This is a genomic window from Labedella populi, assembly GCF_004078655.1.
GTDB classification, from domain to species: domain Bacteria; phylum Actinomycetota; class Actinomycetes; order Actinomycetales; family Microbacteriaceae; genus Labedella; species Labedella populi.
The window spans coordinates 938,492-959,094 of sequence record NZ_RZNC01000001.1; the positions used below are offsets into that span (position 1 = coordinate 938,492).

The following is a 20,603-nucleotide window of genomic DNA, read 5'->3' on the forward strand; positions in this document are numbered from 1 at the left end:
GAGTGGGCCGTCCTTCGTGGTCGTGGTGAGAGGGAGATGAGGAGGAGAGGGAAGAGGTCAGCGACGGTCGACCGGGGGCACGGGCTCCGGGACGGGTATGACCATGTCCAGCTGGTGGCCCATCCGGTCGCGCTTCGTGTCGAGGTAGGCGGCGTTGATCTCGCCGACGCCCACGACGAGGGGGACGCGCTCCGTCACCGTGATCCCGCGGCCCTCGAGCTGCCGGACCTTCTCCGGATTGTTCGTCAGCAGTCGCACGGAGGAGATGCCGAGGTCTTCGAGGATCGCGGTCGCCGCCGTGTAGCTGCGGGAGTCGGCCGGGAGCCCGAGCGCGAGGTTCGCGTCGAGCGTGTCGAGCCCCTCCTCCTGGAGTCGGTACGCGCGCAGCTTGTTGACGAGACCGATGCCGCGGCCCTCGTGGCCACGCAGGTAGATGACGACGCCGCCCGAGCGGTCGATCTCCTCGAGCGCCGCCGTGAGTTGAGGGCCGCACTCGCACTTCAACGAACCGAAGGCCTCGCCCGTCAGGCACTCCGAGTGCACCCGCACGATCGTGCCGTCGGCTGGTTCGCCCGAGATGATCGCGACGTGGTCGGCGCCCGTCTCCCGATCGCGGTACGCGCGCACCCGGAAGCTCCCGTAGGTCGTGGGGATCGTCGTCTCGACCTCGAAGCGCACGGCGGAGTCGGCGTCCGAGTCATCGCTCTGGCGATCGCAGACACCGGCGGCGTCGGGGTGGGAGTTCAGGAAGTCGACGAGGTCGGCGATCGTGATGACGGGGAGCCCGGAGCGCTCGCCGAGCTCGATGAGCGCGGGGAGCCGCATCATGTCGCCCCCGTCCTCGACGAGTTCAGCGATGACACCGACCGGCTCGAGGCCCGCGAGGGTCAGGAGGTCGACAGCCGCCTCAGTGTGACCCGGCCGCGTGCGGACGCCCCCGTCGACGGCGCGCAGCGGCAGGACGTGGCCCGGCCGAATGAGATCGGACGGCCCCGATGCGGGGTCGGCGAGCACCCGCAGCGTGTGCGCTCGGTCATGGGCGCTGATGCCCGTCGTGATGTGATCCGCAGCATCGACGGAGATCGTGTACGCGGTCCCGCGGGGGTCCTCGCTGCGCGCGACCATCGGCGGCAGCTCGAGCCGATCCGCGGTCGCGCCCGTCATGGGCGCGCAGAGGTAGCCGCTCGAGTGGCGCACCGTCCAGGCGATCCACTCGCGCGTCGCGAACTGGGCGGCCATGATGACGTCGCCCTCGTTCTCGCGTCCCTCGTCGTCGGCCACGATCACGGGTGTGCCCGAGCGGAGCGCGTCGAGCGCCTGCGGGATGGTGCCGATGGTCATGATGCGTTCCTTCCGGCGGCCTGGAACGCGAGCATGCGTTCGACGTGGCGAGCGACGATGTCGGTCTCGATATTGACGGTGTCGCCGACCGCGAGGGCCCCGAGCGTCGTGGCGGAGAGGGTCTCGGGGATGAGCGAGACCTCGAACCACTGCTCGGTCGAGGCCGAGTCCGAGATCGAACTCACCGTGAGTGACACGCCGTCCACGGCGATCGACCCCTTGTCGACGACGAGGGGTGCGAGGTCGGAGGGCAGGGCGAACCGGAGCACGCGCCAGGCCGAGCCCGGCGTGATCGACAGCAGCACGGCCGTACCGTCCACGTGTCCCTGCACGATGTGCCCGCCGAGCCGGTCGCCCACTTGCGCGGCACGCTCGAGGTTCACCTCGCGACCGACGAAGATCCCGTCGAGGGTCGACATCGCGAGCGTCTGGGCCATGACGTCGGCCGTGAAGCCCTCGGCGTCGTACGAGACGACCGTGAGGCACACGCCGCTCACGGCGATCGAGTCGCCGAACCCCGCCCCGGTGACGGCGAGAGGGCCGCGAACGGTCAGTCGGACGGCGTCCTCGCCGTGATCGACGGCCGTGACGACGCCGCGTTCTTCAATGATGCCGGTGAACATGTCAGTGGCGTCCTTTCGGGGAGGCGATGAGAAGGAGGTCGGGACCGAGCGGAAGGGTCTCGCGGACCGCGAGTCGCATCCCCTCGGATATCGAGGAGACCCCGATGTCGGTGATCGCGGTGCGCTCGCCTCCGAGCAGGAGCGGAGCGAGATAGACGTGGACCTCATCGACGAGACCGGTCGCGATGACGGCGCTCGCGAATCGTGGTCCGCCCTCCACGAGCAGCGAGCGGATGCCGCGGGCGTGCAGTGCGCGGAACTCGCCCGGAAGAGCGTTGCCGGGCGACGTGAGGAAGCCGCGCGGATGCGCGCGCACCTGGGCGGCCGCAGGCACCTCGGAACGGCCGAAGACGACGGGGATCGGTTGGGTCGGCGCGAGCCGGTCGTCGATCCGGGCCGTGAGCGCCGGGTCGTCCGCGATCACGGTTCCGGTACCGACCGCGATCGCGTCGACCGCGGCGCGGCGACGGTGAACATCGGCGCGGGCCTCGCGGCCGGTGATCCAGCGGCTCGATCCGTCCACGGCGGCCACACGACCGTCGAGTGACGACGCCCACTTCACCGTGATGAGCGGTCGCCCGAGCCGGGCGGACGCGAGCCAGTCGTCGAGCAGGATCTCGCCCTCCTCGCGACGGACGCCGGCGATGACGTCGACGCCGACGGAACGTAAGCGCTCGGCACCGCCGCTCGAGGCGTCGCCGGGGTCGTCGACGGAATAGGCGACGCGCGCGACGCCCGCGGCGATGAGCGCTTCGCTGCAGGGTCCCGTGCGGCCCGTGTGGTCGCACGGCTCGAGCGTCACGACGACGGTCGAGCCCTCGGCCTCACCCGGCGAGAGCCGCGAGAGGGCGTCGACCTCGGCGTGCGGCGTCCCGGCGCCACGGTGGTGCCCTTCGGCGATCACTCGGCCGTCGGCGGAGAGGATGACACAGCCCACGCGCGGATTGACGCCGCGCGCAGGGCCGAGCGCGGCGAGCTCGAAAGCGCGCGTCATCGCTGCGTCGATGCCTGATTGGGTCAGCATCCTCATCCGTCCTGTCTCGATCGAGACGGGCCCCGGGGTGCTGACGGTGCCGCGGCGGCATCGTCGATCACGGCCCCGCGGGTTCGCGAAGCCGTCGTGCTGCCTTCCATCCGGACTCGAGCCGATCTGCACGATCAACCCATAACCGTCGGTGCTGGAGTTCCACCAGCTCAACCGCCGAAGCGGGTCGCGGACTATCACCGCCGGTTCGGACTCTCACCGACCCCGGAGCACGTATCTGTTGTCATCGTAGGCCAACGCAGCGGGTCGCGCGATATTCCGTCACCCGCCGTCACATAGGTGACGGGACGTTGTCCTCCTCCGGGCGGCGACCCCCGTCCGCCGCCCGTGCTGCGAGCGTCTCATCGACGAGTCGGCGGGCGGTGCCCGAATCGACGATGAGGTCGGTCACGATCCCCGCGGCGAGGGCGCCCTTGAGGCTCGGGAGCTTCGAGACGCCCGAGACGACGCAGACGCGCCGCGCGACGCCACGGAGGACCGCGATGCCGGGACCAGAGGACCGGGCGTTGAGCGAGACGCCGTCGTCGCTGCCGTCCTCCCGGTAGAACACCGTCGCGACGTCTCCGACGACTCCGGCGGCGGAGAGGGCGGCGAAGTCCTCGGGGTCGAGGTAGCCGCCGATGTAGACCTGGCTCGGTACGCCGGCGAAGGGGGACCCGAGGCCGAACACCGCGATGTCGAGCGTGCGCTGCATCGAGACGACACGCGCGATGCTGCGCTCCCGCCACAGGGCCGCCTTCGTCTTGGGGTCGTCGAAGAACGCGGGGACCGGGAACTGCTGCACGGCGGCGCCGTAGGCGGATCCGTACCGCTCGAGGATCTCACTCGCGTAGAGGATGCCGGTCGTGCGTGGGTTGGCGGCACCGTTCAACTGCACGATCGTGGAGTTGTGGGTCGGCCGGGGGATGAGGTGGCGAGAGATCGCGCTCATCGTCGAGCCCCATGCGATCCCCATCGACATGTTCGAGTCGAAGAACGCGCCGAGAATTCGTGCAGCGGAGACGGCGACCCGTTCGAGGCGGTCGACGTCGACGGCCTGGTCGGGAACGGGCACGACGTGCGCGACGATCCCGAACAGCCGGGCGATGTCGCCCTCGAGCTGACGCGGCATGTCGAACGGGGAGTGGACACGGATGTCCACGAGCCCGGTCTCGCGTGCGTGGCTGAGGAGCCGGGAGACCGAGGACCGCGACGTGTGGAGCTCGGCCGCGATCGCCTCCATGGTCAGATCCTGCAGGTAGTAGAGCTGAGCGGCGGTGAGGGCGTCCCGTGTCTTCGCGCTCAGCGCCCCCGTCGTCTCCACTGTGTGCTCCGCTTCTCTGCACGTTTGTTCAATCCGCTTGAACAGACGTGAGTCTACGCGGAAGATTCCTGTCGAGGGTGCCGATGACGCATGGTCGTCGCGCGCCGATCGATCTACGCGAGGAGCACACCGTGGTACGTCCCAACCCGATTCCGGCCGAGCGCCGTGCAACAGTCTCGATGATCGCCGACCGTCCGAATGCCCAGGTCCTCATCATCGGTGGGGGCATCAACGGTATCGCCACCTTCCGTGACCTCGCCCTCCAAGGCGTCGACGTCGTCCTCGTCGAACGAGACGACTTCGTCGCGGGAGCATCCTCGGCCTCGTCCCACATGATCCACGGCGGCGTGCGCTACCTCGAGAACGGCGAGTTCCGCCTCGTCCGCGAATCCGTCCAGGAGCGAAACCGGCTCATCAAGACGGCTCCGCACTACGTGAAGCCGCTGCGGACGACCATCCCGATCTACTCGACCTTCTCCGGGATCCTCTCGGCCCCGCTGCGTTTCCTGACTCACAAGGCCGGCAAGCCGACCGAGCGCGGCGCCGCGCTCATCAAGGTGGGGATGGAACTCTACGACTCCTTCTCTCGCGACGGCGGGTCCGTTCCGCGCCACCGCTTCCTGGGCCGGAAGCGCTCGCTCGAGGAGCTTCCCCGCCTCAACGCCGGTCTCAAGTACACGGCGACCTACTACGACGCCTCGATGCACGACCCCGAGCGGCTCGCGCTCGACGTGCTCCGAGACGGCGTCGAGGCCGGGCCGCACGCTCGCGCCGCGAACCGGCTCTCGGCCGTGGCGTCCGAGGGCGGGTCCGTCATCCTCCGCGACGAGGAGACCGGTGAGACCTTCCCCTTCACCGCCCAGGTCGTCGTCAACGCGAGCGGGCCGTGGACGGACCTCACGAACGAGAGCCTCGGGAAGCCGACCGCGTTCATGGGCGGGACGAAAGGTTCCCACATCGTGCTCGACCACCCCGAGCTCCTCGAGGCGACGGGCGGGCGCGAGATCTTCTTCGAGCACGAGGACGGCCGCATCGTCCTCATCTACCCGCTCAAGGGCATGGTCATGGTCGGCACGACCGATCTCGAGGCCGACCCCTCGAAGCCGGCCGTCTGCACGGAGGAGGAGGTCGACTACTTCTTCGACCTCGTGAAGCACGTGTTCCCCGACATCGCCGTCGACCGCTCGCAGATCGTCTACCGATTCTCGGGGATCCGCCCACTGCCGGGTCACGGCGACACCGCTCCCGGCTTCGTGTCGCGCGACTACCGCATCGTCGAGGGCGAGCTCGGCGGAACGCCTCTCCTCAGCCTCGTCGGCGGCAAGTGGACGACGTTCCGCGCCCTCGGCGAGCACCTCACCAACGAGGTGCTCGGAAAGCTCGGTCGTGAGCGCACCGTCTCGACCGCGACTCTCGCCATCGGCGGCGGTCGCGACTACCCGACGACCCCGGCGGCGCGCCGGGTCTGGGTCAGCGCACGGGCCGACGCGCTGTCGTCCGACCGCGTCGACGAGCTGCTCGAGCGTTACGGGACGCGAGCGGACGCCTTCATCGCCCTCGCCGACGAGTCCGACGAGCACCCCCTCGAGACGGTGCCGTCGTACAGCCGGGAGGAGATCGCGCACATCGCGCGCACCGAGCAGGTCGTGCACCTCGAGGACCTCGTCCTCCGGCGCACGAGCATCGCTTTCACGGGCCGCGCCTCGCGCGCCGCGCTCGAGGAGCTCGCCGAGGTCGCCGCCGGTGCCCTCGGATGGGACGAGGCCACGCGTGACGCCGAGGTGGAGCGCACAGCGGCGCTCCTCGTCGAGCGCCACGGAGTGGATCTCGACACCGCAACGCGGAAGGAGACCAACGGCGTCCGCTGATCCCCAGCGGGCCCGTCGGCTCTTGTTGCAGCACTCGCCTGGCGCTACCTTTCAGGTGGGTTGACAATCCTCGCCGAGCGTCCGGGACGGACCCGGCCGGCGTGATCGAAAGAAGGTCAATGTGGACACTCCTCTGGCAACAATCTTCCTGAGCGAGGTGGTCGGTACCGCGATGCTCCTCCTCCTCGGTGGTGGTGTCGTCGCCACCGCGATCCTCGCGAAGTCGAAGGGTCTCGGCGGGGGGTGGCTCCTCATCAACTTCGGGTGGGGTCTCGCGGTCTTCGCCGGTGTCACCGTCTCTTACTCGTCCGGTGCGCATCTGAACCCGGCCGTCACGATCGGACTGCTGACGACCCAATCGGTCACGATCGGTCAGGCCTTCGTCTACTGGGGCGCGCAGATGGTCGGCGCGTTCATCGGTGCGGTCCTCGTGTGGCTGACGTTCAAGCAGCACCTCGACGCGGAGACGGATCCGGGCGCCAAGCTCGGTGTCTTCTCGACCGGTCCGGCCATCCGCAATTACGGTTGGAACCTCGTCACCGAGATCATCGCGACCTTCGTGCTCGTCTTCGTCGTGATCGGCTTCGGTCGTGCGGGCGACCCCGAGCTCGGTTCTCCCGCCGGCCTCGCCGCCCTCGGTGCTGTGCCCGTCGCCCTCCTCGTCGTCGGTATCGGTGCCTCCCTCGGTGGCCCGACGGGGTACGCGATCAACCCCGCACGTGACCTCGGCCCGCGCATCGCTCATGCGCTGCTTCCCATCAAGGGCAAGGGATCGAGCGACTGGGCGTACGCGTGGGTCCCGGTCGTCGGACCGCTCATCGGCGGCGTCCTCGCCGGCCTCGCCTCCGGCGCTCTGCTCCCGCTTCCCGTCTGATCCTCCTCGGCTGCGGCGAACCCCGTCGCCGCACCCCTTCCCGACACGCTGTCCACAACAAAGGAGTTAACCCATGGCGCAATACGTCATCGCCATCGACCAGGGCACGACATCGTCGCGTGCGATCGTCTTCGACAAGTCCGGGTCCATCATCAGCACGGGCCAGCTCGAGCACGAGCAGATCTTCCCGAAGGCCGGCTGGGTCGAGCACGACCCGAAGGAGATCTGGAACAACACCCGAGAGGTGATCGGTCAAGCGCTCTCAAAGGCCAACATCACCCGCCACGACATCGCGGCGATCGGCATCACGAATCAGCGCGAGACCGCGGTCGTCTGGGACAAGAACACGGGCGAGCCCGTCTACAATGCGATCGTCTGGCAGGACACCCGCACCCAGTCGATCGTCGACCGCCTCGCGAAGGACGGCGGTGTCGAGCGCTTCAAGAAGACGGTCGGTCTCCCGCTCGCGACGTACTTCTCGGGCACGAAGATCGTCTGGATCCTCGAGAACGTCGAGGGCGCGCGTGAGAAGGCGGAGGCGGGGGACCTGCTCTTCGGCACCACCGACACCTGGGTGCTCTGGAACCTCACGGGCGGCACGGGAGGTGGCGTGCACGTCACCGACGTGACGAACGCGAGCCGCACGCTCTTCATGGACCTCGAGACCCTCGAGTGGGATGAGGAGATCCTCGCGGCCTTCGATGTGCCGAAGTCGATGCTCCCCGAGATCAAGTCGTCGAGCGAGGTCTACGGCACGGCGTCCACCCACAGCCTCCTGCGTGAGGTCCCGATCGCGGGAATCCTCGGCGACCAGCAGGCGGCGACGTTCGGCCAGGCCGCGTTCCAGACGGGCGAGGCGAAGAACACCTACGGCACCGGCAACTTCCTCATCTTCAACACCGGTGAGGAGATCGTGCGGTCGGAGAACGGCTTGCTCACGACGCTCGGCTACAAGCTCGGCGACGCGAAGCCGCACTACGCGCTCGAGGGCTCGATCGCCGTCACGGGTTCGCTCGTGCAGTGGCTCCGCGACAACCTCGGGCTCTTCTCGAGCGCCCCCGAGATCGAGACGCTCGCGAAGAAGGTCGAGGACAACGGAGGCGCCTACTTCGTCCCCGCCTTCTCCGGCCTCTTCGCGCCGTACTGGCGCCCCGATGCCCGCGGCGCGCTCGTGGGACTCACGCGCTACGTGAACAAGAACCACATCGCACGCGCGGCGCTCGAGTCGACGGCGTACCAGACTGCCGAGGTCATCGACGCTGTCAACGCCGACTCGGGCGTTCCACTCACCGAGCTCAAGGTCGACGGCGGCATGACGGCCAACGACACCCTCATGCAGTTCCAGGCCGACATCCTCGGCGTTCCCGTCGTCCGTCCGGTCGTGGCCGAGACGACCGCGCTCGGTGCCGCGTACGCCGCCGGCCTCGCGGTGGGCTTCTGGGCCGACCTCGACGACCTCGCCAAGAACTGGCAGGAGGACAAGCGCTGGGAGCCGCAGATGCCGACGGAGCAGCGCGACAAGCTCTACCGCAACTGGAAGAAGGCCGTCACGAAGACCTTCGACTGGGTGGACGAGGACGTCGACTGACGCCTGCTCGCCACGTCTGACAGGGGACGCGGGGGTGCTCGAGCGATCGAGCGCCCGCGCGTTCGTCGTTCCTTGCAGGGTCAGGGGCGACCTCAGGTCGTGGTGGTCGTGAGAGTCTCGGCCGGCCATTCGTCGGCGGGGGAACGCGGATCATCGGCGAGGATGGCCGCGGTCCATTCGTCCTCGCGACCCGACCGGCCCATCGCTCCGAGCCGTCTGACGGCCTCGAACCGGAAGCCGGTGAGGCGCGCGACCCGAGCAGACGGTCGATTGCCACGGTAGGCGCGCCACTGCACGCGGACGAGGGCCGCATGATCGGGGTCGAAGGCGTAGTCGAGTACGGCGGAGACGGCTTCCGTCATGAGTCCGAGGCCGCGTCCCGCCGGAGCGAGCCAGTAGCCGATCTCGCCGGCGCCGTCGCGGATGCCCTCGAGACCGACCATGCCGACGAGTTCGGTCGCTGCGTCTGGTCGTCGCACCCGGACGGCCCACGTCCGAGCCGTGCCCGCCTCCCAGCCCGCCGGGACGAACGCGTTGACGAAGTTCTCGGCCGCATCGCGGCCGTAGGGCGAGGGCACGGTCGTCCACCGCTGCACGGCCTCGTCCTGGCAGGCCTCGGTGATCGCGTCCACGTCGTCGGCTGTCGGCACCGAGAGGACGAGGCGCTCCGTCCGGAGTTCGGCCGGATCTGTCATACGTGCCTCATCAGGTCAACGCCGCCGCAGGAGGCCGACGCGGTCGTAGACGTCGGAGAGCGTCGCGTCCGCGACGGCGTCGGCCTTCTCGGCGTTCACCGAGAGGATGCGGTCGAGTTCCGCCGGGTCGTCGAGGAGCTCGAGGGCGCGGGAGCGGACGGGTTCGAACTCCGCGAGGACGACCTCGGCGAGCGCCTTCTTGAAGTCGCCGTAGCCGGAACCGGCGAAGTCGTCCTCGATGGCCGACACGGGGCGTCCCGACAGCGCCGAGAAGATCGTGAGCAGGTTGGAGACGCCGGGCTTCGCGTCGCGGTCGAAGCGGACGGATCCCTCGTCGTCGGTCACGGCGCGCATGATCTTCTTGCGCGTCACCGACGGCTCGTCGAGCAGCCACAGCACGCCAGCGTGCGACTCCGACGACTTGGACATCTTCGACGTGGGGTTCTGGAGGTCGTAGATCCGCGCCGTCTCCTTCTGAGTGATCGCCTCGGGGATCACGAAGGTCTCGCCGTAACGCGCGTTGAAGCGCTCGGCGAGGTCGCGCGTGAGCTCGATGTGCTGGCGCTGGTCGTCTCCGACCGGGACGACGTCGGTCTGGTAGAGCAGAATGTCGGCGGCCATGAGGACGGGGTAGGCGAACAGTCCGACGCTCGTCGCCTCGGTGCCGTAGCGCGATGACTTGTCCTTGAACTGCGTCATGCGGCCCGCCTCGCCGAAGCCCGTGATGGTGTTGAGGATCCAGGCGAGCTCTGCGTGGGCGCGGACGTGCGACTGCACGTACAGCGTCGACGACTCGGGTTCGATTCCGGCAGCGATGTACTGGGCGGCGGTCCGGCGGGTCTTCTCCCGCAGTTCGGCTGCGTCGTGCGGCTGCGTCAGTGCGTGCAGGTCGACGACGGAGAAATACGCGTCGTAGTCGCGCTGGAGCTCTCGCCACTGCAGCAGGGCACCGATGTAGTTGCCGATCTGCAGGGAATCGGCGGAGGGCTGCATGCCGGAGTAGAGACGGGGCGAGGTCATTGTCGTCCTTCGCGAAAGGAGCCGGGGGCGGCGCCGAGTGGGTGGGGGAAGAGGTCAGATGGCGTAGTCGACGACCACGGGGGCGTGATCGGACCATCGCGTGTCCCAGGCGCTCGCGCGATCGATCGCGTACGAGGCGACGGTGGACGCGAGAGCCGGCGACGCCATGTGGTAGTCGAGCCGCCACCCGGTGTCGGTGTCGAAGGCTTTTCCGCGCTGGGACCACCACGTGTACGGCCCCTCGACCTCGCCCGCGAAGGCCCGGCCGACGTCGACCCAGCCGTGGCCCGTGCCGACGCTCCCGTCGACTCCGGTCACCTCGGCGCCCTCCTCGCCGAAGAAACGGTCGAAGTAGGCGCGTTCCTCGGGGAGGAAGCCCGCGTTCTTGCGGTTGCCCTTCCAGTTCTTGATGTCGAGTTCGCGGTGCCCGACGTTGAGGTCGCCGACGACGAGCGCGTACTCCGCGTGCGCGCGGAGCTCCGGGAGGCGGGCGGTCATCGCGTCGAGGAACTTGTACTTCTCGACTTGCTTCGGGGTCCCGACGTCGCCGGAGTGCACATACGTGGAGACGACGGTGAGCGGTGTCCCGTCGACGTCGTAGTCGGCTTCGAGCCAGCGCCCGGCGCTGTCGAAGTCGTCGGCGCCGAAGTCGACGCGGTGCACGTGAGCCGCCCGCCTGCTGGCGAGGGCGACTCCGGCGCGGCCCTTCGCCGTCGCCTCGTCGTGAAGCACCGTCCACTCGGGACCGAGCAGGTTCTCGATGTCCGCCGTCGAGGCGCGCACCTCTTGCATCGCGAGGATGTCGACGTCACGACCGGCGAGCCACGCGCCCATGCCCTTGCGATAGGCGGCGCGGATGCCGTTGACGTTGACGGAGACGATGCGGATGGGACGATCGGGCATCCCCCCAGTTTAGTCGTGACGGCCGACACCGGCCCGTGCCGCTTCGTCCTCCGCGACGGCGCGCTCGAGAGCGCGTCGCGCGCGGAACCGGGCGAACGGTCCGCCGGCCTCGGCGAGCCGGGTCCGCGCCGCCTCGAGGGCCGACGCCGCCACGATGCGTCGCGCCTCCGCCTCGCGCTGCGCCTGCTGTTCCGGTGTGTACTGCACCACGTCGACGCCCCGGTCGTCGAGTGTCACGGCGATCCAGGTCGCGCTGACGAGCACGACCCGCCAGACGATCGCGAGCCAGAGCAGGAGACCGATGAACACGGCGAACGTCGCGAGCAGCGGATTCCGGGTCGCGCCCCCGAGCAGATATCCGCTCGCGATGCTGAGGGCTGCGAGCACCACGCTGCCAGCGCCCGCTCCCAGGAGGAGGTCCCGTGGCGGGATCGGGATGGCGCTCAGGACGCGGAAGATGAGGGAGAGCGCGACGATGTTGACGACGACCGAGACGAGGATGCCGACCGCCCGGATGCCGATGGCGACCGGTGCCGATTCCTGCTCGAGCCCGAGCAGCCCGGCGACCCAGTCGAGAGCGGCGGTGCTCGCGACGGAGACGAGCCCGCCGGCGACGAGGAGCACTCCGAAGCCGAGGGCGAGACCGAGATCGATGGCCTTCTGCAGGAGGAAGAAGCGTGTCACGGGCGGCACTCCGAAGACCGCGCGCACGGCTTGCCTCATGAAGCCGAGCCAGGCGATCGCCGTGCCGAGGAGACCGACGAGCGCGATCCACCCGACGAACTCGACGTCCCGGAGGGCGTCGGGGGAGATCAGGCCTCCCTCCGCGATGAGCCCGGGGACGTAGCTGTTGATGATCTCGATGAGGGCCGCGAGGACGTCGGGGTTGGAGCGTAGCCACACTCCGGCCACCGAGAAGCTCACGAGGATCGCCGCGAACACGGCGAAGACCGACTGGAAGCTCATGCCGGCTGAGAGCAGCACGCCGTCACGCTCGCTGAATCGCGTCAGGACCCGCACGGGCTTGAGGGCCATGACGCGTTCGGTGACCCGTCCCACCCGCTCGACGAGGGAGGGCGTGCTCGTCGTCGGCGAATCGCCCGCCGGGTCCGTCGAGTGATCGGTGTCGGATCGGGAGGCCATGGGGAGAGCCTAACGAGACACTCGCGCAGACCCGGCGGCGGCCGAGTCCCGCATACGGGGGGTGTTCTGACAGAATGGCCGGAGGCGTGTGCCGAAGCCGACCGACGTTCCCCGAGCCGGCCGCACGCCCGTCGTCCTGAGGTGGTTCGTGAATCCCAGCATCCGATACTCGGCGTGGACGGACAGCCCCGACTGGGTCCTGCTCGTCACGCGCCGGATCGTCGTCGCCCTGAATTCGGCTCCCGACCATGTCCTGATCTCGCGTCTGTGGGCCACGGCGTCCGCAGAGGGTGCGACCGTCGATCGCGTCCTCGACGCGGTACCGGCGGAGCTCGGCGGGAGTCCGTTGCCCTTCGCCGTCGTGGGACTGCCCGTGGAGGAGGGTGATTCGGCGCTCACCCTGTTTGTGCACGCGGGCGCGGGACTCGACGTGCTCGCCTCGGGGACGCGTCGCCGGGTCGTCGCGGAGAGCAGCCCGTGGTTCCGGACGCGTCTCGACGCCGTATCGCACGTCGCGCTCGGGGACCCGGCGCAGATCCACGCACCGGCCCTGCCGCTCACGGAGGGGGTCGTCCGGGCCGGTCGGCTCGACATGGTGTTCGCCGACGAGCGCCTCACGCAGCCGCGCACGGGCGCCATCAGCGTCGCCGAGGCCGCGCACGACGGCCATACCGTGCTGCGGTCGGACCTCCCGCGACCTCGTGACCTCGACGCGCCTGATGAGCCGGCCGTCCCCGGGGGACCCCGGACGCTCATGTACGGCTATCGCCTGAACGGGAGCCCGCCGTTCGCGCTCGACGTGCCGCACTACTTCGGGCGGAATCCCAAGCTGCCCTCCGCGGGTGGACGCGTCGTCATCGTGCAGTCCTCGACGAAGTCGGTGTCGGCCACCCATGTGAAGGTGGAGCAGGTCGGGGACAGCGTCGTCGTCACCGACCTGAAGTCGACGAACGGAACGTCGCTCATCGTCCCGGGCTCCAGCTGGCAGCGCCTCGCCGCCGGTCAGTCGCTCGTCGTCCCGGCGGGGACCTTCGTCGACATGGGCGACGGCAACGTCATCGAGATCATGCCGGGCCAGCCACTCGAGCCCGGCCGCTGATCCGCCTCGCCGATCTCCCGGCGAGGGTGCTCGCCTCCGGATCGACCTCTCGACACGACAACGGCGCCGGTACTCGGCTGATCGAGTACCGGCGCCGTCACGTGGGCGGGGGAGTGCGGGTCAGGCGGTGCCGCGCATGAGCGCGGACTTGACCTCGGCGATCGCCTGAGTCACCTGGATGCCGCGGGGGCACGCCTCGGTGCAGTTGAACGTGGTGCGGCAGCGCCACACGCCGTCCTTGCCCCCGAGGATGTCGAGGCGCACCTTCGCTTCGTCGTCTCGGGAGTCGAAGATGAAACGGTGCGCGTTGACGATGGCGGCGGGACCGAAGTACTGCCCGTCCGTCCAGAACACGGGGCACGACGACGTGCACGCGGCGCAGAGGATGCACTTCGTGGTGTCGTCGAAGCGGGCCCGGTCCACGACCGACTGGACGCGCTCCTTGCCGGCACCGGGCATCGTGCGCGCCTGGAGGAACGGCTGGACCTCCCGGTAGGAGGCGAAGAACGGCTCCATGTCGACGATGAGGTCCTTCTCGAGGGGCAGGCCCTTGATCGCCTCGACGTAGATGGGCTTCGAGATGTCGAGGTCCTTGATCAGCGTCTTGCAGGCGAGGCGGTTGCGGCCGTTGATGCGCATGGCGTCGGAACCGCAGATGCCGTGCGCGCACGAGCGACGGAACGTGAGCGAGCCGTCCTGCTCCCACTTGATCTTGTGCAGGGCGTCGAGGATGCGGTCCGTCGCGAACATCTCGACGTCGAAGTCCTGCCAGCGCGGCTCGTCGTCGGCGTCGGGGTCGAAGCGACGGATGATGAGCGTGACGGTGAACGACTCGATCGCGTCGGCGTCGCTCGGTGCTGCGTCGAGGGTGGCCGTCGACATGTCAGTACTTCCTCTCCATGGGCTCGTATCGGGTGATCACCACGGGTTTCCAGTCCAGGCGGATGTGGTCCGCCGGATTGGCCGAGTGGGGGTCTCCCGACAGGTAGGCCATCGTGTGCTTCATGTAGTTCTCGTCGTCGCGCTTCGGGTAGTCGTCGCGCATGTGCCCGCCGCGGCTCTCCTTGCGGTTGCGAGCCGAGAACACGACGACCTCGGCGAGGTCGAGAAGGAATCCGAGCTCGATCGCCTCGAGCAGGTCGGTGTTGTAGCGCTTGCCCTTGTCCTGCACCGAGATGCCGAGGTAGCGCTCGCGGAGGCCGTGGATGATCTCGGTGACGTCGGCGAGCGACTCGTCGGTCCGGAAAACCTGGGCGTTGCGGTCCATGTTGTCCTGCAGCTCCTTGCGGAGGACCGAGACGCGCTCGGTGCCCGTCGCCGAGCGCAGTTGCGCGATGAGCTCGCGGATCTCCTTCGTCGGGTCCTCCGGGAGCGGGGTGAAGTCGACGCCCTTGACGTACTCGACGGCATTGCGGCCGGCGCGCTTCCCGAAGACGTTGATGTCGAGGAGCGAGTTCGTGCCGAGACGGTTCGAGCCGTGGACCGAGACACACGCGCACTCGCCGGCGGCGTAGAGGCCGGGGACGACGGTCGTGTTGTCACGCAGGACCTCGGCGGCGACGTTCGTGGGGATGCCGCCCATCGCGTAGTGCGCCGTCGGCATGACCGGGACCGGCTCGACGACGGGGTCGACGCCGAGGTAGGTGCGCGCGAACTCCGTGATGTCGGGGAGCTTGGTCTCGAGGACCTCGGCGCCGAGGTGCGTGCAGTCGAGCAGGACGTAGTCCTTGTGGGGACCGGCGCCACGGCCCTCCGCGACCTCCTGCACCATGCAGCGTGCCACGATGTCGCGGGGCGCGAGGTCCTTGATGGTGGGGGCGTAACGCTCCATGAAGCGTTCGCCGGATGCGTTGCGGAGGATCGCGCCCTCACCGCGCGCGCCCTCCGTGAGGAGGATGCCGAGGCCCGCGAGTCCCGTGGGGTGGAACTGGAAGAACTCCATGTCCTCGAGCGGCAGCTTCTTGCGCCAGATGATGCCGACGCCGTCGCCCGTGAGCGTGTGCGCGTTCGAGGTCGTCTTGTAGATCTTCCCGAAGCCGCCCGTGGCGAAGATGATGGCCTTCGACTGGAAGACGTGCAGGTCGCCCGTCGAGAGCTCGTACGCGACGACGCCCGACGGCTGCTCGACCCCGTCGACCTCGGTCATGACGACGTCGAGGACGTAGAACTCGTTGAAGAAGTTGATGCCGAGCTTGACGCAGTTCTGGAAGAGCGTCTGGAGGATCATGTGGCCGGTGCGGTCGGCCGCGTAGCAGGCGCGTCGGACGGGCGCCTTGCCGTGATCGCGAGTGTGGCCGCCGAAGCGCCGCTGATCGATCTTGCCCTCGGGGGTGCGGTTGAACGGCAGGCCCATGTTCTCGAGGTCGATGACCGCGTCGATGGCCTCCTTCGCGAGGATCTCGGCCGCGTCCTGGTCGACGAGGTAGTCGCCGCCCTTGACGGTGTCGAAGGTGTGCCACTCCCAGCTGTCCTCCTCGACGTTCGCGAGCGCTGCGGCCATGCCGCCTTGCGCCGCTCCCGTGTGGGAACGCGTGGGGTAGAGCTTCGAGATGACGGCGGTCTTCGCGCCGGGGCCGGCCTCGATCGCCGCGCGCATGCCGGCACCGCCGGCACCCACGATCACGATGTCGAACTGGTGGTAGTGGACGCCGTCCACGATCGTCGAGTCGGACGTGGTGGTACCTGTGGAATTCGTCATGGTTCCTGTGACTAGGGGGCGGGGCAGAAGGAGGGGAGCAGGTGCGCCTGGTCGGCAGTCACCGGCGGGCACGGATCGAACGTGAAGACGACCAGGGTGCCGAGCGCGATGAGGACGACGACCGACGCGAGGATCGCGCCCTTGAGGACCTTCCGGAGGACCGGCGTGCGCGCGTAGTCGTTGACGATCGTACGCATGCCGTTGCCGCCGTGGATCATCGCGAGCCACAGCATGAGCGTGTCCCAGACCATCCAGAACGGGTCCGACCACTTGCCGCCGACGAAGGCGAAGTCGATCGCCTTTACGCCTTCGCCGACCATGAGGTTGACGAAGAGATGTCCGAAGATGAGCACGAGGAGCACGACGCCGGAGACGCGCATGTACACCCAGCCCCACTTCTCCCAGTTGATGCCGCGCGTCTTCGCGGAGCCGGCCGGGGTGCGGGGGGATTCGATGGTCGTGGAAGTCATGATCGTCCCCCTCAGTGGCTGAACACGTTGATCAGGTGCCGCGGCACGAAACCGATCATCGTGATGGCCCAGAGGCCGATCACGACGTAGAACATGACGCGCTGGTAGACGGTGCCCTTCGACCAGAAGTCGATGAGGATGATCCGGATGCCGTTGAACGCGTGGAAGACGATGGCGCCGACGAGGGCGACCTCGCCGAGACCCATGATCGGGGTCTGGTATGTGCCGATGACGGCGTTGTACGCCTCGGGGGAGACCCGCACGAGCGCCGTGTCGAGCACGTGCACGAGCAGGAAGAAGAAGATGGCCACGCCGGTGATGCGGTGCAGCACCCACGACCACATGCCCTCGCGGCCGCGGTACAGGGTACCGGCGGGACGGCGCGACGTCGTAGTGGAGAGATCGGGCTCTCGCGATTGCTCCGGTGTTCCGACAGTCTTCACTGACACGAAACGACCTCCCATTTCCGGCGGGGGTTGTCGGAGCCTGTGCGGCCCCGTGCGTCACTTCGGCGCGTGAACCCAGTCTATTCGGCCCCGCCGACATTGTCCCTTTAGGGGACCCTAACCCTCTCGACGTCGAGACACTGGGTGTCGCCGAGCGTCGCTCGTGTCCGCCCGCGACGCCGGCTCAGAGCCAGGTCTTCCGTTTGAACACCGCGTAGAGGGTGACGCCCGAGGCGAGGAGGAGCGCGAGTGCGAAGGGGTAGCCGAAGAGCCAGTGCAGCTCGGGCATGACGTCGAAGTTCATGCCGTAGACGCCCGTGATGATCGTCGGGCCGAAGAGGATGGCCGCCCATGCCGAGATCCGTTTCACGACCTCGCCCTGCTGCAGGCTCGTCTCCGTCATGCGCGCGATCTCGTCGTTCTGCCGCTGGGCGACGAGGGTGCCGTTGACCGTGAGGATGTCCCGCAGGAGCTGGCGGAACCCCATCACCTTCTCGTCGATGTGCTGGAGGTGGTCGGACACGTCGCGGAGGCCGCGCTGCAGCTCGGGTGCGACGCCGTATTTCTCGCTCCCGAGTTCGAGTCGGCGCACGACGTCGAGGAGGGGCTGCTCGGCGCGCTCGAAGGCGATCACCTCGCGGGAGAGTTCGTAGATGCGGCGCGAGACGGTCGTGTCGCCCTCGAACACTTGCTCCTCGATCTCGTCGATGTCGTTCGAGAGCCCCTGGACGACGGGCACGTACTCGTCGACGACGGCGTCGATGATCGCGTAGAGCACGGCGTGGGGACCGAGGGCGAGCAGATCGGGGTTGGCCTCCATACGCGAGCGGACACCCGTGAGTTGTGGTGCCTCCGAATGCCTCAAGGTCACGATGAAGTTCGGGCCGACGAAGAGATGCAGTTCCCCGAACTCGAGGCGCTCGTCCTCATCGACGTAGTCGGCCGCGCGCAGCACCATGAAGAGGACGTCGTCGTAGCGCTCCATCTTCGGGCGCTGATGCGCGACGACAGCGTCCTCGACGGCGAGGGCGTGGAGTCCGAACTCGTCCGCGATCGCTCCGATCTCGTTCTCGTCCGGCCGGTAGAGCCCGATCCAGGCGAAGCCGTCCGTCGTGGTGCGGAGGATCTGGAAGGCCTCGGACAAGGTAGCGGGCGTCGAGACCTTGCGGCCGTCGGAGTAGACGCCCGCGGCGACGAGGCTGTCCCGATCGTCGGGTGCGTGCACGAGGCGGCGGGCGCCTCGGGTGGCCGATGAGCGCTTCACATCGGGAAGCGGGATGCCGAGGGTGTTGCGATCGTTCACTGCCGCCCCTTCCGTGACGTCCTTACTGTAGACCCGCTCACAGGGGCGCTTCTCCCGTCATGTCGCGGAAGTGCCGTGTCGGTATGGTGGCCCCATGACGACGTCTCTCGAGCGGTTCTACAGTGTGATCCCGGCCGGGGGGATCGGTTCCCGGTTGTGGCCCCTCTCCCGCGCCGACGCCCCGAAGTTCCTGCACGACCTCACCGGTAGTGGCAGCACGTTGCTGCGGGCGACGTACGATCGGCTCTCCCCGATCGCCGGTGCCGACCGGATCATGGTCGTCACCGGGCGCGCCCACCGCGCCGCCGTCGAAGCTCAACTCCCCGGCATCGCCGATCACAACATCGTGCTCGAGAGCGAGCCCCGTGACTCGTCCGCGGCGATCGGTCTGGCCGCGGCGATCCTGTCCCGCCGCGAACCCGACGTCATCATCGGCTCGTTCGCAGCCGACCACGTCATCCGCAGCTCCCGACAGTTCCGCGCGACGGTCGCGGAGGCCGTCGCTGCCGCCGACGCCGGCTACATCACCACGATCGGCATCCAGCCGACGGAGCCGGCCATCGGATTCGGGTACATCAACAGCGGCGAGAGCCTCTCGATCGACGCGTCCCCGAACGCCCTCCGCGTGCGCTCCTTCGTCGAGAAGCCGAACCTCGCGACGGCGCGCCGCTATCTGCGTTCGGGGGAGTACCTCTGGAACGCCGGGATGTTCATCAGTCGCGCCGACGTCCTGCTCGAGGAGCTCGGCCGCTCGGAACCCGAGCTCCGCGACGGACTGCTCGAGCTCGCGGCCGTCTGGGACGATCCGGCGCTCCGCGGGCCGGCCGTCGACAGGATCTGGCCGGGCCTGCCGAAGGTCGCGATCGACTACGCGGTCGCCGAGCCCGCGGCGAAAGCCGGTCGGCTCGCTGTGGTCCCGGGGCACTTCGATTGGGACGACGTGGGCGACTTCGCGTCGCTCGCGAAGATCAACTCCGGTGGTCGACCGTCGGACCTCGCGATCCTCGGCGAGAATGCGCGAGTGCTCGCCGACTCGTCGAGCGGCATCGTCGTCACGCAGACGACCCGGGTCATCAGCCTCATCGGTGTCAACGACATCGTCGTCGTCGATACGCCGGACGCGCTGCTCGTCACGACCCGCGAGAACGCTCAACGGGTGAAGTCGGTCGTCGACGCGCTCAAACTCTCGGGTCGGGGCGACGTCCTCTGACCCCGGCCGCTCCCGCCGCCGTCGTCCTCGACGCGGCACCGGCGTCCCACTCTGCACAGACCGGTCGCCGTCGTCTTGCGCATCACGGTATGACTGACAAGATTGACTCCGACGGCCCCTGACGATGTGGGCGCGACGTGTCGATTCCCGCACCCACCACCAGTGGAGACTCCGTGACAACCACCCCATCGGGCAACGCGCTCCTGCCCGACCTCACCACGTACGACGCCGTGCTCTTCGACCTCGACGGAGTCCTGACGCCGACGGCCGACGTGCACATGCACGCGTGGAAGCTCATGTTCACCGAGCTGTTCGCCGCCTGGGGGGTGGCGAAGCCCTATCTCGACGAGGACTACTTCCTGTACCTCGACGGGATGCAGCGCTACGAGGGCGTGTCCCGCCTGCTCGCCTCCCGCGGCATCGAACTGCCGTGGGGCTCGCCGGAGGACGCCCCGACCGCCGAGACGGTGTGCGGCGTCGGCAACCGCAAGAACATCGCGTTCGCCGAGACGCTCGCACGCGAGGGCGTGGAGCCGTATGCCGGATCGGTCGCGATGCTCGATGTGCTCGACGCCGCCGGCGTTCCGAAGGCCGTCGTCTCGAGCTCGAAGAACGCCGAGGCGGTCCTCACCGCCGCGGGCCTGCGCGAGCGCTTCGGCGTCGTCGTGGACGGCGCCGTCGCCGAGGTGGAGGGCCTTCCGAGCAAGCCGGCACCCGACATGTTCCTCCTCGGGGCGACGCGACTCGGCGTCGATCCGTCGCGCGCCGTCGTCGTGGAGGACGCGACCTCCGGCGTCGCCGCCGGCGCCGTCGGCGGCTTCGGCCTCGTCCTCGGTGTCGACCGCGGCGCGGGTGCCGACGCGCTCCTCGCGGCCGGAGCGGGCGTCGTCGTGTCCGATCTCTCGGAACTGCTCTCGGCCGACTCCGCCGCCGAGTGACCCTTTTCTCCGCTTCCCGACCCGAAGGACCACACA

The 20,603-nt window shown here is 68.7% G+C and carries 19 protein-coding genes and 1 riboswitch; of the genes, 6 read left to right on the plus strand and 13 right to left on the minus strand.

From position 1 onward, the window contains the following. Positions 1 to 57: 57 nt before the first annotated feature. The 4 genes from ribA to ELQ92_RS04530 all read right to left on the minus strand — a co-directional run bounded on the left by ribA (position 58) and on the right by ELQ92_RS04530 (position 4,312). Positions 58 to 1,341, minus strand: a complete 1,284-nt coding sequence (gene ribA, locus ELQ92_RS04515) for a GTP cyclohydrolase II (protein ID WP_128497748.1) — start codon at positions 1,339 to 1,341, stop codon at positions 58 to 60. Further along, positions 1,338 to 1,964: a riboflavin synthase gene (locus tag ELQ92_RS04520; RefSeq protein ID WP_128497749.1), complete on the minus strand. Its 627-nt coding sequence runs from the start codon at positions 1,962 to 1,964 to the stop codon at positions 1,338 to 1,340. Before ELQ92_RS04520 ends, ribA begins: the two co-directional genes overlap by 4 nt. A gap of 1 nt (position 1,965) precedes the next feature. Beyond that, a complete protein-coding gene (ribD, locus tag ELQ92_RS04525) occupies positions 1,966 to 2,994 on the minus strand; it encodes a bifunctional diaminohydroxyphosphoribosylaminopyrimidine deaminase/5-amino-6-(5-phosphoribosylamino)uracil reductase RibD (RefSeq protein WP_424979677.1) in 1,029 nt (342 codons plus the stop codon). Between the two features lie 86 nt (positions 2,995 to 3,080). Further along, positions 3,081 to 3,226, minus strand: a riboswitch (FMN riboswitch). A 54-nt stretch (positions 3,227 to 3,280) separates the two neighbouring features. Beyond that, positions 3,281 to 4,312 carry a sugar-binding transcriptional regulator gene (locus ELQ92_RS04530; RefSeq protein WP_424979679.1) on the minus strand — a complete coding sequence of 344 codons (1,032 nt, stop codon included), beginning with the start codon at positions 4,310 to 4,312 and terminating at the stop codon, positions 3,281 to 3,283. 179 nt (positions 4,313 to 4,491) lie between these two features. Between ELQ92_RS04530 and ELQ92_RS04535 the strand changes: the two genes are divergently transcribed. The 3 genes from ELQ92_RS04535 (at position 4,492) to glpK (ending at position 8,642) form a co-directional block, all read left to right on the plus strand. Continuing rightward, positions 4,492 to 6,180 (plus strand): glycerol-3-phosphate dehydrogenase/oxidase, encoded by a 1,689-nt coding sequence (locus tag ELQ92_RS04535; protein WP_128498035.1) that lies wholly within the window; start codon positions 4,492 to 4,494, stop codon positions 6,178 to 6,180. Between the two features lie 121 nt (positions 6,181 to 6,301). Next, complete coding sequence (locus tag ELQ92_RS04540) at positions 6,302 to 7,054, plus strand: MIP/aquaporin family protein (RefSeq protein WP_279432150.1); 753 nt, start codon at positions 6,302 to 6,304, stop codon at positions 7,052 to 7,054. A 73-nt stretch (positions 7,055 to 7,127) separates the two neighbouring features. Next, positions 7,128 to 8,642 carry a glycerol kinase GlpK gene (gene glpK / locus ELQ92_RS04545; RefSeq protein ID WP_128497750.1) on the plus strand — a complete coding sequence of 505 codons (1,515 nt, stop codon included), beginning with the start codon at positions 7,128 to 7,130 and terminating at the stop codon, positions 8,640 to 8,642. A gap of 92 nt (positions 8,643 to 8,734) precedes the next feature. On the opposite strand, the gene ELQ92_RS04550 is transcribed toward glpK, so the two are convergent. Genes ELQ92_RS04550 through ELQ92_RS04565 form a run of 4 tightly spaced genes read right to left on the minus strand, consistent with a single transcriptional unit; the run spans position 8,735 to position 12,403 of the window. Then, positions 8,735 to 9,337 (minus strand): GNAT family N-acetyltransferase, encoded by a 603-nt coding sequence (locus tag ELQ92_RS04550; RefSeq protein WP_128497751.1) that lies wholly within the window; start codon positions 9,335 to 9,337, stop codon positions 8,735 to 8,737. A gap of 15 nt (positions 9,338 to 9,352) precedes the next feature. Continuing rightward, positions 9,353 to 10,357: a tryptophan--tRNA ligase gene (trpS, locus tag ELQ92_RS04555; protein ID WP_128497752.1), complete on the minus strand. Its 1,005-nt coding sequence runs from the start codon at positions 10,355 to 10,357 to the stop codon at positions 9,353 to 9,355. Between the two features lie 54 nt (positions 10,358 to 10,411). Beyond that, the gene (locus ELQ92_RS04560) at positions 10,412 to 11,260 is read right to left on the minus strand and encodes an exodeoxyribonuclease III (RefSeq protein WP_128497753.1); all 849 of its coding nucleotides are present in this window, start codon (positions 11,258 to 11,260) and stop codon (positions 10,412 to 10,414) included. A gap of 9 nt (positions 11,261 to 11,269) precedes the next feature. Then, complete coding sequence (locus ELQ92_RS04565; protein ID WP_128497754.1) at positions 11,270 to 12,403, minus strand: YihY/virulence factor BrkB family protein; 1,134 nt, start codon at positions 12,401 to 12,403, stop codon at positions 11,270 to 11,272. Between the two features lie 148 nt (positions 12,404 to 12,551). Between ELQ92_RS04565 and ELQ92_RS04570 the strand changes: the two genes are divergently transcribed. Next, the gene (locus ELQ92_RS04570; protein WP_128497755.1) at positions 12,552 to 13,502 is read left to right on the plus strand and encodes an FHA domain-containing protein; all 951 of its coding nucleotides are present in this window, start codon (positions 12,552 to 12,554) and stop codon (positions 13,500 to 13,502) included. A 120-nt stretch (positions 13,503 to 13,622) separates the two neighbouring features. Here ELQ92_RS04570 and ELQ92_RS04575 read toward each other — a convergent pair whose 3' ends face one another. The 5 genes from ELQ92_RS04575 to ELQ92_RS04595 form a co-directional block, all read right to left on the minus strand. Beyond that, positions 13,623 to 14,384 (minus strand): succinate dehydrogenase iron-sulfur subunit, encoded by a 762-nt coding sequence (locus tag ELQ92_RS04575; RefSeq protein WP_128497756.1) that lies wholly within the window; start codon positions 14,382 to 14,384, stop codon positions 13,623 to 13,625. A gap of 1 nt (position 14,385) precedes the next feature. Further along, entirely contained in the window at positions 14,386 to 16,200 is a 1,815-nt protein-coding gene (sdhA, locus tag ELQ92_RS04580) for a succinate dehydrogenase flavoprotein subunit (RefSeq protein WP_128497757.1), read from the minus strand. 11 nt (positions 16,201 to 16,211) lie between these two features. Further along, positions 16,212 to 16,670, minus strand: coding sequence for a succinate dehydrogenase hydrophobic membrane anchor subunit (locus ELQ92_RS04585; protein ID WP_128497758.1), 459 nt, complete (start codon positions 16,668 to 16,670; stop codon positions 16,212 to 16,214). 11 nt (positions 16,671 to 16,681) lie between these two features. After that, positions 16,682 to 17,113, minus strand: a complete 432-nt coding sequence (sdhC, locus tag ELQ92_RS04590; RefSeq protein ID WP_279432152.1) for a succinate dehydrogenase, cytochrome b556 subunit — start codon at positions 17,111 to 17,113, stop codon at positions 16,682 to 16,684. A 187-nt stretch (positions 17,114 to 17,300) separates the two neighbouring features. Further along, on the minus strand, positions 17,301 to 18,419 hold the full coding sequence (locus tag ELQ92_RS04595) for a magnesium and cobalt transport protein CorA (protein WP_128497760.1): 1,119 nt from the start codon (positions 18,417 to 18,419) through the stop codon (positions 17,301 to 17,303). A 94-nt stretch (positions 18,420 to 18,513) separates the two neighbouring features. On the opposite strand from ELQ92_RS04595, the gene ELQ92_RS04600 reads away from it, so the two are divergent. Both ELQ92_RS04600 and ELQ92_RS04605 read left to right on the plus strand, forming a co-directional pair. Continuing rightward, positions 18,514 to 19,629 (plus strand): mannose-1-phosphate guanylyltransferase, encoded by a 1,116-nt coding sequence (locus ELQ92_RS04600; protein WP_128497761.1) that lies wholly within the window; start codon positions 18,514 to 18,516, stop codon positions 19,627 to 19,629. 173 nt (positions 19,630 to 19,802) lie between these two features. Next, entirely contained in the window at positions 19,803 to 20,567 is a 765-nt protein-coding gene (locus ELQ92_RS04605) for an HAD family hydrolase (protein WP_128497762.1), read from the plus strand. The last annotated feature ends 36 nt before the right edge of the window (positions 20,568 to 20,603 follow it).